Source organism: Psychrobacter sp. DWR1-2-3 (genome assembly GCF_049896465.1).
Lineage (GTDB): Bacteria > Pseudomonadota > Gammaproteobacteria > Pseudomonadales > Moraxellaceae > Psychrobacter > Psychrobacter maritimus.
Map to the genome: position 1 here is coordinate 58,403 of NZ_JAFCUJ010000009.1, position 13,792 is coordinate 72,194.

At 43.2% G+C, this 13,792-nt stretch carries 13 protein-coding genes; 5 read left to right on the forward strand and 8 right to left on the reverse strand.

Features of this window, described 5'->3' with window-relative positions:
- Positions 1-61 precede the first annotated feature (61 nt).
- Both ACP7AA_RS12295 and argS read right to left on the reverse strand, forming a co-directional pair.
- Entirely contained in the window at positions 62-889 is an 828-nt protein-coding gene (locus ACP7AA_RS12295; RefSeq protein ID WP_426223738.1) for an SPOR domain-containing protein, read from the reverse strand.
- 125 nt (positions 890-1,014) lie between these two features.
- A complete protein-coding gene (gene argS / locus ACP7AA_RS12300; protein WP_426223739.1) occupies positions 1,015-2,844 on the reverse strand; it encodes an arginine--tRNA ligase in 1,830 nt (609 codons plus the stop codon).
- 386 nt (positions 2,845-3,230) lie between these two features.
- Between argS and ACP7AA_RS12305 the strand changes: the two genes are divergently transcribed.
- Positions 3,231-3,449, forward strand: coding sequence for a DUF2788 domain-containing protein (locus ACP7AA_RS12305; RefSeq protein WP_201565181.1), 219 nt, complete (start codon positions 3,231-3,233; stop codon positions 3,447-3,449).
- A gap of 133 nt (positions 3,450-3,582) precedes the next feature.
- On the opposite strand, the gene cmoB is transcribed toward ACP7AA_RS12305, so the two are convergent.
- Positions 3,583-4,629, reverse strand: coding sequence for a tRNA 5-methoxyuridine(34)/uridine 5-oxyacetic acid(34) synthase CmoB (gene cmoB, locus ACP7AA_RS12310; protein ID WP_426223740.1), 1,047 nt, complete (start codon positions 4,627-4,629; stop codon positions 3,583-3,585).
- 73 nt (positions 4,630-4,702) lie between these two features.
- Positions 4,703-5,524 (reverse strand): carboxy-S-adenosyl-L-methionine synthase CmoA, encoded by an 822-nt coding sequence (gene cmoA, locus ACP7AA_RS12315; protein WP_426223741.1) that lies wholly within the window; start codon positions 5,522-5,524, stop codon positions 4,703-4,705.
- A 307-nt stretch (positions 5,525-5,831) separates the two neighbouring features.
- On the opposite strand from cmoA, the gene msrA reads away from it, so the two are divergent.
- The 4 genes from msrA to ACP7AA_RS12335 all read left to right on the forward strand — a co-directional run bounded on the left by msrA (position 5,832) and on the right by ACP7AA_RS12335 (position 9,653).
- Positions 5,832-6,353 carry a peptide-methionine (S)-S-oxide reductase MsrA gene (gene msrA, locus ACP7AA_RS12320; RefSeq protein ID WP_201629575.1) on the forward strand — a complete coding sequence of 174 codons (522 nt, stop codon included), beginning with the start codon at positions 5,832-5,834 and terminating at the stop codon, positions 6,351-6,353.
- A gap of 121 nt (positions 6,354-6,474) precedes the next feature.
- On the forward strand, positions 6,475-7,149 hold the full coding sequence (gene tmpT, locus ACP7AA_RS12325; protein ID WP_426223742.1) for a thiopurine S-methyltransferase: 675 nt from the start codon (positions 6,475-6,477) through the stop codon (positions 7,147-7,149).
- Between the two features lie 65 nt (positions 7,150-7,214).
- Complete coding sequence (locus ACP7AA_RS12330) at positions 7,215-7,928, forward strand: DUF1499 domain-containing protein (protein WP_426223743.1); 714 nt, start codon at positions 7,215-7,217, stop codon at positions 7,926-7,928.
- Positions 7,929-8,168: 240 nt separating this feature from the next.
- Positions 8,169-9,653 carry a lytic murein transglycosylase gene (locus tag ACP7AA_RS12335; RefSeq protein ID WP_413501416.1) on the forward strand — a complete coding sequence of 495 codons (1,485 nt, stop codon included), beginning with the start codon at positions 8,169-8,171 and terminating at the stop codon, positions 9,651-9,653.
- Between the two features lie 161 nt (positions 9,654-9,814).
- Here ACP7AA_RS12335 and ACP7AA_RS12340 read toward each other — a convergent pair whose 3' ends face one another.
- From ACP7AA_RS12340 to ACP7AA_RS12355, 4 genes are all read right to left on the reverse strand, one after another.
- Positions 9,815-10,114: a hypothetical protein gene (locus tag ACP7AA_RS12340; protein ID WP_201620091.1), complete on the reverse strand. Its 300-nt coding sequence runs from the start codon at positions 10,112-10,114 to the stop codon at positions 9,815-9,817.
- A 255-nt stretch (positions 10,115-10,369) separates the two neighbouring features.
- Entirely contained in the window at positions 10,370-11,401 is a 1,032-nt protein-coding gene (locus ACP7AA_RS12345; protein ID WP_426223744.1) for a DUF4062 domain-containing protein, read from the reverse strand.
- 247 nt (positions 11,402-11,648) lie between these two features.
- On the reverse strand, positions 11,649-12,548 hold the full coding sequence (gene murI / locus ACP7AA_RS12350) for a glutamate racemase (RefSeq protein WP_426223748.1): 900 nt from the start codon (positions 12,546-12,548) through the stop codon (positions 11,649-11,651).
- A gap of 166 nt (positions 12,549-12,714) precedes the next feature.
- On the reverse strand, positions 12,715-13,542 hold the full coding sequence (locus tag ACP7AA_RS12355) for a DUF1285 domain-containing protein (RefSeq protein WP_426223745.1): 828 nt from the start codon (positions 13,540-13,542) through the stop codon (positions 12,715-12,717).
- Positions 13,543-13,792: the final 250 nt, after the last annotated feature.

The following is a 13,792-nucleotide window of genomic DNA, read 5'->3' on the forward strand; positions in this document are numbered from 1 at the left end:
AAAAAAAAGGGATAAAAAAAGCGCCACCGTGACGCTTTTTTTATCAATACTGTAGGTCTATCTAACGACGCTGTTCGACAATGATAGAATCTATACCATTATTTTGTAGGCGCTGCTGAGCAGTGGCAACCGCTTGACGGTTATTCATCGGCCGTGAGATAACCTGATAGATAGGCAAACCATTACCCGTGGTATTTTTTACCACTCGAGCGTCCACACCCGCCATCAGCACTTGGGCACGGCGACGATCTGCTTCGTCGGCATCGCCAAAGCTGTTGATTTGCAAAATATAAGTAGCAGGTTTGGCAGCTTGAATACTTACAGTACCAGCGCTGGGTTTGTTCGCAGCCGCGCCTGTATTCGCGCCTGTATTGTTGGCAGCTGGTGTGCCATCGTAAGTCGCATCTTCTTCAACGATGACAATATCGTCATCATTATTGCTGGTGGCTGCATTATTAGCATTGTTGCCACGATTCGGCTCAATAGTGGTATTTTCAGAGATGCCAAAGTTACCCGCATCAGTAGCGGGCGTCGTACTTTGAGGCTGATTAACGACTACATCTGGTTCGAAGTCAGTGATTTGACCTGCTTGGCTATCACCGCCTTCCCCAAAGTCTTCATCAGGGATGGTTGCCATCTCTTGATTGGGCAAAATATCATAAAACTCATAATCACCATTATCGGTGTCGGTATCGACTCGTTGCTGAACTTGTCTATCAGGGTCGGTACCGTCTTCGCTGCCCGCAGGACTAAAATTAAACAATGGTGAGAGGTATAAAAACACCCCAATCATGAGCGTCAACACCGCCCCAACAAACATCCATAATAAGCCTGACACACTACTTGTTTTGCGTTTTTCAGTGGCACCTTTTGGTTTTTTGGCTAACATGGATCTCGTTCTCCCTACTGAATATATCTATCGTTGTCGAATTATCAATGTTGAACTGTCATTGTCGAATTGTTATTGCCAAATAGTCGTCGGCGAATGATGGCTAGCAGCCGTCTCTCTTTATACTACATACTAGACGGCGCAGACAAGCCTAATAAGCTAAGCCCATTACTCAATACCTGCCTGACCGCTTTAGATAAGCGTAGGCGAGCTTGCATCATATCCATCTCATCTTGGCTTGGCGTCTCACCCGAGGTTAGGCTGACAGGCAAGATACGATTGCTATCGTACCAACCATGAAATAACGCCGCTAACTCTTTTAGATAGTTGGTTAAGATGTGCGGCTCATAGCCTGTCGCTGCACGTAGCAAGGTTGCCGGATAAGCGCCAAGTAATTTAATCAATTCTTCTTCGCTCGGTGCGGTTAATAACTCTTGCTTTTCAGCGCCAGTAATATCGTCTACTTGCAGACCACTGGTTTCTAGTTTTTCTAACACGCGGCAAACCCGTGCATGCGCATACTGAATATAGAAAACCAAGTTGTCTTTACTTTGCGATTTGGCAAGCTCTAAGTCAAAGTCAACGTGGACTTCAGGCTTACGGGCGACGTAATAGAAGCGCGCGGCATCGTTACCGACTTCATGACGCAGCTCACGTAAGGTGACAAATTTGCCCGAGCGTGACGACATTTGCACTTTTTCACTGCCGCGCCATAAGGCGACAAACTGTACCAATACCACATCAAGACGGTCGGCATCGATACCAAGCGCCGTTAACGCCGCTTTCACCCGTGGGACATAGCCATGATGGTCAGCGCCCCAAACGTTAATGACTTTATCAAAACCGCGATCGAACTTGTTTTTATGATACGCGATATCAGAGGCAAAATAGGTGCTTTGACCATTAGCACGGCGAACCACACGGTCTTTTTCATCACCAAAATCGGTCGATTTAAACCAGATATTGCCATCTTTTTCGTATAAATAGCCTTTTTCATCTAGGATTTGTAAGACAGGCTCAATCTCGCTATCGATAGATCTTTCACTAAACCAACATTCATAGCGGACGCCAAAGTCATTTAAGTCGTCTTTGATATCAGCCAAAATGCTGCTAAGCGCTGCATTTAAAAATAGCTCGTAGCCATCACCAAGCAAGGCTTTACTATTGGCAATCAGTCCGTCGATATGGGCTTCTTTATCGCCCGATAGCAGCACTTTTTCGCCGTCTGCATTTATCTCAAACTGTGCATCTGCTGGTACGTCTTTGGCAATTTCTGCAAAACTATGCACATAACTATCAGCGTGCTGCATTTTTAGCGTTTGAGCAATATCACTAACATAATCGCCTTGATAGCCATTAACTGGGAATGTGACTGGTTCAGCGTTGGCTTCTAGATAGCGCAAATAAGTACTGGTCGCTAAGATATCCATTTGGCGACCGGCGTCATTGACATAATACTCACGCGTGACATCATAACCAATGGCTTCAAGCAAGTTTGCCACGCTCATGCCAAAGGCGGCACCGCGACCATGACCGACGTGCAAACTAGACGTTGGATTGGCCGAGACAAATTCAACTTGGATTTTTTGACCTTTAAACTGCTTGCTTAAACCAAAGCGTTCTTGCAGCTTAAAGATATCGTCTAACACGGCAAACTTGGCTTCAGTATTTAAAAATACGTTGATAAAGCCAGGACCTGCGATTTCTACTTGACGAATATTTTGGTTTTCAGGCAAGGCGTTGACGATTTTTTCAGCAAGCTGGCGCGGATTGGCTTTCGCAGCTTTAGCAGCCGTTAGCGCAATATTGCTCGCAAAATCACCATGACTGGTGTCTTTTGTCCGTGTAATTTGGCTGTTGTTTTGCCAATCAGCCGGTAGTTCGCCGTCATTTTTTAGGGCTTGGATGGCACTATCAAATAGTGAGGCGAGCGTATCAATTTGGGCTTGTGACATAGGACTATAAACTCAGATAAATGAACAAAAAAATTGGTGAAATATAAGATAATACAAAAAAATAAGTAACCTATAAATATAACAACCTTTAGGCGCTATTGCACTATTTGAACCAAAAATAGCGTTAAAATTACCACTTTTATACTGGATAGGCATAGCTTAGGAGATGATGGCTATTATAGGCTGCAAATACAGGGTTGTTTAGGCTGATTGTAGCGTTACTGTTGCCTGACGTTAGCGAAATATTTATAGCGGCTCTATTCCGCGTTATAATGAAAAACAGTTATCGCCTGCTTTTTCTATACATTATCATCTCATTTATAAAAAATCATAAAAAAAGCCTCAGAGCGTGCGCCACTTTACACTTTCATCTATAGGATAAAACCATGTTTGCTATTGCAGCTAGTACCGTCACCAGTTGGGGTATGTATATTTTATTGCCCATTTTTATTGCCTTTTTATTCTTTATCATTTGGGACTTATCAAAACAATCTGAAGCGGGTCGTGCGGGTACTTTTTGGATGTTTTTAGCCCTTGGTGCAGGCTTTATTGGTTTTATCCTCAAGGTTTTAATAGAAATGGCATTTAAACGCTGGTTTATTTAATCGGTATTTGCCATAGCTATTTCTCAAAACACTGCTAATTTTTTTAAACATCGCATTTAAAAGTAATGACAGCCTTGTGCGAGATTCATAGCTCTAATCCTCTGTTTGCAGTCTAATCCCTTCTTTGCAATAGTTATTTTTTTGCAATGAGGGTCGCACGTTTCGGTGCTGGATAGCCTTCGATGGTTTTGCTGGCATCATTAGGGTCTAAAAAATCTGCCAACGAATGATAAGTCATCCATTCGGTTTTGCGCTGCTCAGCGGTTGAAGTCACAGCAACATCGACGCAGCGTACTTCGGTAAATCCTGCTTTTTCTAACCAACCAATGAGTGCATCGACCGATGGCAGAAAATACACGTTATTCATCTGGGCATAGCGGTCGTGCGGCACGAGTACGGTATTGGCATCGCCATCGATAACCAAGGTTTCAAGCACCAGCTCCCCACCTTTAACCAACTGACCTTTTAGCTGTTGCAAATGCTCAAAGGGCGATTGACGATGATAGAGCACGCCCATACTAAATACCGTATCGAATAGCTGACTGTGCTCCGGCAAAGCTTCAAGCGGTACCGGAATATAATGGGTACGATAACGACCTGAAGGATGAGCATCTGCCGCGCCGACAAAATGGCGAATTGCCATAAACTGATGATAAAACAGGCATGACGGATCAATAATAATGACTGTCTCCGCTCCTGCGCCTGCCATCCGCCAACCGTGATAACCCGAGCCACCGCCCACATCCAATACGCGCCGACCTTTTAAATTGCCTAAATGCGGCAACACTCGCTGCCATTTCCAATCGCTATGCCATTCAGTATCGATTTTTATAGCGGACTCGTCACTACCAATCCGACCACCAATCTGAAAAGGCCCTTTCCGCCATGGCATTAGCTGCTTTAACAGTGCCATCGTTTGTTTACGCTCAGAATCGCTAAGATTAGCGGCAACCGTCAAGACATCGTTGTCTAAATCGACATTATTGACTGTTATTTCTGGCAATCTTGCTACCGATGCTTGATAAGCGGGTGCGTGAGCGTAATTGGCTTTGTCTTTTATGTCATTGAGCCATGTCGGTAACCTCGTCAGCCACTCATAAGCGCTCGGCTGCTGCTGTGCCAGTGTTAGCAAGGTTAGATATAATTCGCGTTCAGCGTGGGTGATGGTGTCATTAAGCATAAAGGGCGGCTACCGTATTGATAAAGCACTGATAAAAATTTCGATTTGGTAAAAAATTTGCGCCGATTAGGGGTTATTTAAACGCCACAATAGAGACAAAGTTTAAAAACTGAAACCACGTCAGATGACGCTCAAAACCCACTTGCACTAGACGCGCATGATGCTCATCCAAGGTATCAGTAATCAAAACGTTTTCTAACGCATTACGTTTGCCGCTGATTTCCATCTCGGTATAGCCATTGGCGCGTTTAAAGTCGTAATAACGCTCAACCAACCATGCATCATACTGCTCATCAAAAGCATGGGTTTTTTCGGTTAATACTAAAATCCCACCTTCACTTAATGCTGCATAAATTTTCTCTAATACCGCCACTCTATCGGTAGCGGGCAAAAACTGCAGCGTCAAATTAAGAATAACCATATCGCATGGCTCAAACTCAACATCACGAATATCAGCGGTGATCACTTCAATATTATGCGCTGGATAATTCTCCGTTAATAAAGTACTCGCTTCCGCGGTCATTGCTGGTGAGATATCAATCGCTTTAATCTGTAAATCTTGCGGCTCAAACTCGCCTGCCAACGCCATACTTGCCGCACCCAATGAGCAGCCCAAATCATAGACACGGCTGACGCGTTGCCCATTATTGTCCTGTTGGCGGTACTTACAATGGCGACGGGCAAATATCGGCAACATCGCTAGCACCTGACCATAACCGGGTACACTACGGCGAATCATATCGGGAAAACATGCCACCACTTGTTCATCAAAAGAAAAACGCGCCGCTTTATCGAGTGGCGTGGTAAATAAGGTGTCATGTTTAATGATGTCGTTTTTAACGGTATCGTTTTTAACGGTGTTATTAACAACAGTAGTTGGCTTGGTATGGCTCATGGGGTGGCTCGTTTTTTGATGGTGGCTCGTTTTTTGATAATGTAACTTTGATTTTTGATAACAGAACTATAATGAAAAAGTATGGCGCTAATGCTTTTTAAGACATTTTTAGATAGCAAAAGCCCATTATAACATTACTGTTTGTTACTTATCGCGGGCAACTGCCCTGCTAAGCTAAATGTATATTGCCAAATAGAGAATTTTTTAGTCAAATGCTTTTAAGATAATCAAATGCCTTTAAGATAAGGGCTATTTGTTAAAGACACTATTTAGCGCATATTTTATCGTTAGAATAATAGGAACAATTATGCAAACCATTATATTAGGCGGCGGCTGCTTTTGGTGCACCGAATCGGTATTTTTATCGGTAAAAGGCGTGCAATCTGTCGTTTCAGGTTATATGGGCGGTGATGCCGTTTCTGCCAATTACGAAGCAGTCTGCGGCGGTGATACAGGCCACGTTGAAGTGATTAAAGTTGCATTTGATGAGTCTATCGTACCCTTAGAAGTGGTACTCGATGTGTTCTTTGCTACTCACGATCCCACCACCATGGACCGCCAAGGTAACGATGTCGGCAGCCAATACCGCAGCGTGGTTTTCTATACCGATGAAGCGCAAAAACCAACGGTCGACCGTACGATTAATAAACTGCGCGATATGGGTCTTAACGTGGTCACAGAAGTACATCCTGCTGTTGAGTTTTATAAAGCCGAAGAAACCCATCAAGATTTTTTTAATCGCAATCCAGGGCAGGCTTACTGCAACTTTGCCATACCACCAAAACTTGCCAAATTACGTAAAGAATTTAGTCAGTATATGGTGAGCTAAACGATTATCGTAATTTTTAGACGCTATAAAAGCCAAGGGTTGATACGCTTGGCTTTTTTATTGCGTTTGGCGGTATGATAATGTTAAACCTTTAAGGCATTGATAGGCTAGGGACAATGGTATGAATTCTAAATTTTGGCAACAACGCTGGCAGGAAGGACGTATTGGCTTTCATCAATCTGACGTCAACCCTGAGCTCATCAAACATTTTTCTAATCTGGCGTTGCCCGCAGGTAACCAAGTATTGGTACCTTTATGCGGCAAATCAGTTGATATGGTGTGGCTGGCTTACGCAGGCTATGACGTCGTTGGCATTGAGCTGGTCGAATCAGCCGTACAAGCGTTCTTTATTGAACAAAATATAACCCCTACCATTACTGAGTTTACGAGCGCTGCTGATGGCTCAACTTTAAAGCGCTATCAAGGTCAGCTTGCTGGTCAAACCATTACCTTATGGGTAGCAGATATTTTTGCACTGAGTCCTACAGCTATTGGCGACATTGATGCCGTTTATGATAGAGCAGCATTGATAGCCTTGCCAGCAGACATGCGTCCTGATTATAGTAAGCAAATATATAAGCTTAGCAATAATGCGCCCCAACTATTAATTACCCTGAACTATGAGCAAAGTAAAAAAGACGGCCCGCCTTTTTCGATTAGTCAGGAAAAGTTACAGCAGTATTATGATGCTAATTATGAAATTATTGAGCTTGAAAGCCAGTCATCAACCCTTAATTCTGCAGCCGAACTATCGGTAACTGAGCATGTTTGGCTATTGAATAAAAACCAAGATTAATTAGCACAGCAAGTAAGGATAAAGTAATAAAGTAAGCAGCGACCAAATAATAACGGAGAGAGCCGATGAAAGTCTTAGTGAGCCTTGTCAGTTTAAGCGCTTTTTTACTGGTGGCTTTACCCGGTCCGCTTTATAAGTACGGTGTCGTCGACTTAGGTACCGCATTTACGGCTTTTAAGTTTGGGGTGTTTGCGGGTATCGCCACCCTTATCTTGCTGGTGTTGCAAATCCTATTTAAACGCAAAACAGTGACGCTTGGCAGTACGATAATGGCGCTGCTACTGTCTACTATTGCTATTGCAATACCGCTTAGCATGCTGAATAAGGGCAAAAGTGTGCCGCCCATTCATGATATTTCGACCGATTTGGTAAACCCGCCTGAATTTGTAGCCATTGCCCCACTACGTGCTGATGCACCAAACCCAGTTGAGTATGCAGGTGTAGAAGTAGCAACCCAACAGCGCGCCGCCTACCCTGAACTACAAACATTAAATTATCCCCAATCAAAATCTGAGCTAGTCGAGGCAACCAAACAAGCCATCGATCATTTAGGTTGGCAGCTGGTAAATATTGATGCTAACCAAGGAATTATCGAAGCAACAGATAAGACGATGTGGTTTGGTTTTAAAGATGATGTCGTTGTACGTATCACTGATAACGGTAGCAAGCGTTTGGTTGATATCCGTAGTAAATCGCGGGTTGGCGGTAGCGATTTGGGCAAAAATGCCGAGCGTATTCATGGCTTTATTGAGGAGTTGGATAGCATTTTAGCAAAGTAGGGTTTACTAAATGGCTGTCAAAACCGCTTACCCGCATTAAAATCAGAGACTTCTCTAAAGTCGTGCAATGCCATATTTGCCCCAATCCCTCTTCTAACCTCACGCCACCGTCAATTTATAGTAACTGAGTGCTTCGACACCTTTTCTTTACTATTGAGATTGGTTACTCTAGGTCAATACTAGCTTTATTAGCCTTGCTCCATTTCTAAATGATAATTTTGACGTTTATAGGATATTCTCATGCGTTTGACTCCATTCTCCACTTTATCGCTGCTTAGCATCGCGGTTGGCCTCAGTCTTGCCAGCACTGCTCAAGCCGCCAGACCACCAGCGCCAGACTTATCTAATAGCGAGTTTCAACAGTGCTTAGATGGTCTAAAGAACTCTAGCAAATTCCGCGGCGTCGATAGCTTTACCTTTAATAACTATCGCCCAAGCCAACCTGACCCTAGCGTCATTCAGTCGTTAAACTATCAACCCGAATTTCAAAAGGACGTCTGGGATTATCTGTCGTCACTTGTTGATACAGAACGAGTAGAAGATGGTATCCGCGCCAAGCGTCAATGGGCAGACACACTACGCCGCATCGAATCGCGCTATGGTGTCAAAGCCGAGCACGTATTAGGGGTTTGGGGCGTAGAGTCTAACTTTGGTCAGACATTGGGGAAAAAGCCTTTGTTTGAATCTTTAGCGACGCTGTCTTGTTTTGATCGTCGTCAGAGCTATTTCCAAGGCGAATACGCCAATGCGCTAAAAATTGTGCAAAACGGCGATATCGCACCCAGCGATATGACCGGTTCTTGGGCAGGTGCGTTTGGACAGACACAGTTTATGCCAAGTACCTTTTTAGAATTGGCCGTCGATTTCGATGGTGATGGTCGTCGTGATTTGGTCAACAGTGTCCCTGACGCGCTCGCCTCTACTGCCAATTTCCTCGATAAACGTGGCTACCGCTCAGGCGAGCCATGGGGTTATGAAGTCAAACTGCCGAGCGGATTTTGGGGTGCATCGAACCGTAAAGATAAAAAATCTATCAGTCATTGGCGCAATCAAGGGCTGACATTGGCGAACGGTAGCCCACTGCCGTCTGATTTGAATAGTGCCGGTCTATTATTACCTGCAGGTCCTGACGGTCCCGCTTTCTTAGTCGGTAAAAACTTCGATACCTTTTATTCGTATAATGCCTCAGAAAGCTATGCACTGGCGATTGCCCATTTATCGGATTTAATTACACGCGAAGATAGCAGTAAAACCGACTTTATCACCGCTTGGCCAACTGATGACCCTGGTATTGGTCGCCAAGAATCCAGAGCAATTCAGCAAGCATTATTAAATGCCGGCTACGATATTGGAGAAGTCGACGGTATCATCGGTGATAATACGCGTACTGCGATTCAACAATATCAATCAAGCCATGGTATCTTCCCAGCCGATGGACGCGCAGGACAGAAGTTTTATCGTGCAATCATTGGTAATACCGCTGCTACTGGCAGCTCTCAGTATGGCAACCAATATGGGCAACCAGCAAACAGTCGTCCTTTAAATCCTGCCCCTGCCGACCGTATGGGACAATTGATTCAGCAGCAAACTAGCCCTAAATCCACTTCTAATACTTACTCCGTACAACCATCACCATCACCATCACCATCAAGCAATACGCGCTATCGCCGTGTGACCAGTCCTGATGGCACAGTGAAACTCGTGCGTGTGGATGAAGGTTCCTAGTTAGATATTGAAATGAACGGTTAAAGCTATGATATTTAATTACTAGCGTTAGCCATCTAACAAAAAAGCCACGCAAATTAGCGTGGCTTTTTTTTATAAAATACCTTTAAGGCTTTAAGAATAAATGGTCGTTATTAAATAATCTCTACAAACAACTGCTACTAAACAATCGGTGGCGGGGTTGGTTTACCGTTGTCGCCATCCCAGTTTTCACGTGCTTTCTCATCTAGATCAGCAGGCGTTTTTGGCTCCCATTTACCATTTTCTTTCCACGTAGCATCGCCCCAATCCGCATCTTCTTCTTTTCTATCCAAATCTTTATAGGCTTGAGTCGGATCAATACCGCGACGCTTCATATCGGCTACTTGCTCTTCCAAGGTATGAAACTGGTTTGCTTCGTGCATTTTCTCTTCCAAGCTGGTTAATTCAGTGTTTAATGTATCTTTTTTAGAGTTGCTCATTATTTATTCTCCCTAGTTGTTCAATATTGTTATGTACTTATCAGCTTCATTATTACGGGTATTGCCTAGCTTCACAACCATTGAGACGTATGCTTTGTATTACAAAACGTAGCCATGGGCGTCGTAAAATTTATTTAGAGCGCAAAATGTAACAGCTAAATCGTAAGAGGCAGCCATCAAGCAGGCTTTATAGATAAACCTAGCTGATTATAAATTGAATAAGATATTTATTAATAATAAGAGTGATACGTGGCGTTAATTCAGAGGCAGCGACGGCTGACTGTCTACTTTTGGCTTTTTATCGGCCAATAGACTTTTTGCATGGTAGGTGAGTTTCCATAGCTCTTGGGTGACCCGCGTGCCATAAGTGGTTAATTGTATCCAGTTCGCCGCTACTAACTGGCGCTGCAATTGATTTAAATCATCCTGAGAAATCTGACAGCGCGCCACAGCATGAACGTTTGGCATGTCTTTTTTAATATCTGCCTCAGCTCTCGTAGCGATTAAGCGATTGATAGTGCTCTGCAAACCATAGCTTGAAAAGGTCGCAGGTATTTTCATCAAGGTGACTAATACCTCTTGCCATGACAAAATCATGGGTCTGGTCACATCGGTTAAATTACCACCCTCATAAGCTTGCGCTTTATATTGAACCTCAAAAGTTTCGGTCAGTATGATGGGTTTACTGACACTATCAGCGGTAAGGTGATTAATAATAACTGGATGTTCTTGAGCTTGTTTAGACCCTCTATTGGTCGAAAAGCTAGCAGACATCTCTTCAGTAAGTGCCGATTTATTCGCTTTCATCAGCTCGTCACTGACTCTTACCCAGCCATCCTCTACCCCATGATTGGCGACCATTTTATAGTAGGCTTGAATAAGCAGCTGCTCGATATCGTTTTCGGTCTCATAATAATAAATCTTATCGGCTTTTTTGGTCACCATATTGGTGAATTCTTGCAGCTGCCGACTGATATTGACCTCATTATGGTGGCTCTTAACCAAGATTAGCAAGGGTTTGAGCTTGGCTTTGGCATTGAGGTAGCTCAAATGCATTTGACTAACACCGGTATTTTGCGCCGTACCATAGCTATCACCGATAATCATCAGCGCATAATCACAGGCATCGATACACTGGCGCCCATATAACGACGCTTTCGGTAATTTGCTAGAAACGTCATAAGTTAAAAATGCGCGGGCTTGAAAAAACATCGCCACACTGTCTAAAACCAACAGTTGGTCGTTGTCAGCGCATATGACGTGAATATGATAGCGACGGTTTGGCACAATCACCTCTAAGCTTAGGTAGTGATACAAATGGTGGTCATCTAAATAATAGTCATATCAATTGCTAAATAAATTGCTAACGAAATCAGGAGCATCTCAAATATTCTGTTTAGCAAATACTAGCCTAGCACAATATTACTGAGATACGTTTAGTTTATTACTAATTCCATTAATATATTGCGGGATTATAACAGCTAGCTGATTATTGAGTAGATAAAAAACGCTTCTTAGGATAAAACAAAGCCACTTAAGGCGAAAGGTAATAGTGTATATCAGTCTGCGGACCTAACAAATGCTGTATCACTACACCTAACTTCTCATCATATTTAGTCGCATAAAAGGTCAATGGCGGCGATAGATTCACCCTTGTTGCCTTATCTTTTAACGCCTCATCAGCTGCAACCTCGGCGGGCAACGCCAACAACTGGTTTGTTAACAACAGTTGCTTGACACGCTCAGCGATTGCTTGCCCTGAGTCGACAATTTGTATCGCTAATTGCTGCTCTGCAATCTCTTGGCGTAAAAACGCTTTAAAAAAGGGATAATGGGTACAGCCTAATACCAACTGGTCGATACCATCTTGGGTGAATAGGCGTAATTGTTGGCGTAAATCCTGAGCGGTTTTACTGTCTTTTGGCATACCCGACTCGACCCACGGAACCAATTTTGGGTCAAAATACTTGGTTACTTTGGTGGCATGGGGGCTGGCAACGTTAGTGATGACATCGTTAAGTAACGTCCCATTTAAAGTCGCTTTCGTTGCTAATACCGCGACATGACCGGTTTTACTGGCTAAGACCGCAGGTTTTAAAGCAGGTACCAAACCGACAATAGGCAGCTGCGGATAACAGCGTCTGGCGGTCTCTAATGCATAAGCTGAGGCGCTATTACAGGCGATAACGATAAGCTTGCAGCCTTGTTGGTATAGCCATTCTACCGCTGTCAGCGTCAAAGCCTTAATATCTTCACTATCGCGATTGCCATACGGCACATGCAAGGTATCGGCATAATAAACATAACGTTCATGCGGTAATTGCTGAGCCAAGTGTAGATAAACCGACAACCCTCCAACGCCCGAATCAAACAAGCCTATTGGCGCGCTGCGATCATTTTTAGCCGCATTATTTATCACGCTATTATTCGACATAACCTTTTTAATATTCGTATTATGATTGGTAAATATCAGTGAGGCTGTATCAAGGCTCTCATAGCTTGTATTGTTTGGAGCTGCTTTTACGGCAATTTTCATTGCTATCTTACCGCCGTTTTTATATAGATGTTAAATATTATCGGATGCTAAATATGTTTTATGCTTAACTGAATGGCATTGATAATGCATAGGACTTACCGCCACTTTGCAGCGTTAGTATCGTCTCACCATCACGCTCTGTCAATTCCCCAATTTCCGTTAAATGATAAAAGGAGTTACGCCCAATCAGCGCGTGCAAGTTATTTCGTACCATCATATAAGGACGAACTTGGGTATCGCTTTCTAAGGGTTTATTTTCTTCGTTTTTATCATTAGCATCAATATTGCTAGCATCAATATTGCTAGCATTAATATTACTAGCATTAATATTACTAGCATTAATATTACTAGCATTAATATTACTAGCATTAATATTACTGGCATCAATATTATTAGCATCGTCTTCAGGTATATAAGCACGCAGACTAATAGTATGCTCATCATCTAAACGCACCACATCGCCCGTGGTGGTGGTAAATTCCAGCCAGCGCTTATCGTCTTCATCAACGATACCGACATCGTTAATCAATAATGGTGCATCTTCTACTTGAATACGCAGCTTTTGCACAGGTGTCTTCAAAAAGTACTCAACCTTGCCAGCATTTTCCTCTTTCCATAAGATAGTGGCAAATAAATTGACTAATGACTGCCGGGTCATGTGCACGCCTTCGTGCCACCATTCGCCATTGGCTTTGATGATCAAGTCCATATCCTCTACTTGCTCAGGATGCCATTTCTCAAGAGGCGGTATGGCGCGTCCTTCACGTATGCCGGCTGCCGACTTAAAATACTGGCTAAGCGCATCCATATTTTTAAGCTCGGACGCTATATCGTTTGGGGCTTGAGCGTTATTTTCAGCAGTGATATCGACACTTTTATTGTTATCATTCATCATACAATCCTTTATTTAGTAATCAAAGTTTGGCAAATCTGTTATTACTATAAATTTTAGTTTCGGGTATGATGAAAGCCTATCGTCATTGTACCCCTACTCAGTCATTCTTACCTTAACATTGATGCCCAGAAATGCGTATCGTGTTTGTAGGACTTTTCTTTTATAATGAGTAACGATTTTTTATTTCAAATGGTTCAGTGGGTGTTGTATTAATGACACATTTTACGTTGTAGGTTGATATTTTTTA

What these genes read in the sequence shown, in the direction of transcription:
- ACP7AA_RS12295 (WP_426223738.1), bottom strand. Translation starts at nt 889, where the DNA reads ATGTTAGCCAAAAAACCAAAAGGTGCCACTGAAAAACGCAAAACAAGT.
- argS (WP_426223739.1), bottom strand. Translation starts at nt 2,844, where the DNA reads ATGTCACAAGCCCAAATTGATACGCTCGCCTCACTATTTGATAGTGCC.
- ACP7AA_RS12305 (WP_201565181.1), top strand. Translation starts at nt 3,231, where the DNA reads ATGTTTGCTATTGCAGCTAGTACCGTCACCAGTTGGGGTATGTATATT.
- cmoB (WP_426223740.1), bottom strand. Translation starts at nt 4,629, where the DNA reads ATGCTTAATGACACCATCACCCACGCTGAACGCGAATTATATCTAACC.
- cmoA (WP_426223741.1), bottom strand. Translation starts at nt 5,524, where the DNA reads ATGAGCCATACCAAGCCAACTACTGTTGTTAATAACACCGTTAAAAAC.
- msrA (WP_201629575.1), top strand. Translation starts at nt 5,832, where the DNA reads ATGCAAACCATTATATTAGGCGGCGGCTGCTTTTGGTGCACCGAATCG.
- tmpT (WP_426223742.1), top strand. Translation starts at nt 6,475, where the DNA reads ATGAATTCTAAATTTTGGCAACAACGCTGGCAGGAAGGACGTATTGGC.
- ACP7AA_RS12330 (WP_426223743.1), top strand. Translation starts at nt 7,215, where the DNA reads ATGAAAGTCTTAGTGAGCCTTGTCAGTTTAAGCGCTTTTTTACTGGTG.
- ACP7AA_RS12335 (WP_413501416.1), top strand. Translation starts at nt 8,169, where the DNA reads ATGCGTTTGACTCCATTCTCCACTTTATCGCTGCTTAGCATCGCGGTT.
- ACP7AA_RS12340 (WP_201620091.1), bottom strand. Translation starts at nt 10,114, where the DNA reads ATGAGCAACTCTAAAAAAGATACATTAAACACTGAATTAACCAGCTTG.
- murI (WP_426223748.1), bottom strand. Translation starts at nt 12,548, where the DNA reads ATGTCGAATAATAGCGTGATAAATAATGCGGCTAAAAATGATCGCAGC.
- ACP7AA_RS12355 (WP_426223745.1), bottom strand. Translation starts at nt 13,542, where the DNA reads ATGAATGATAACAATAAAAGTGTCGATATCACTGCTGAAAATAACGCT.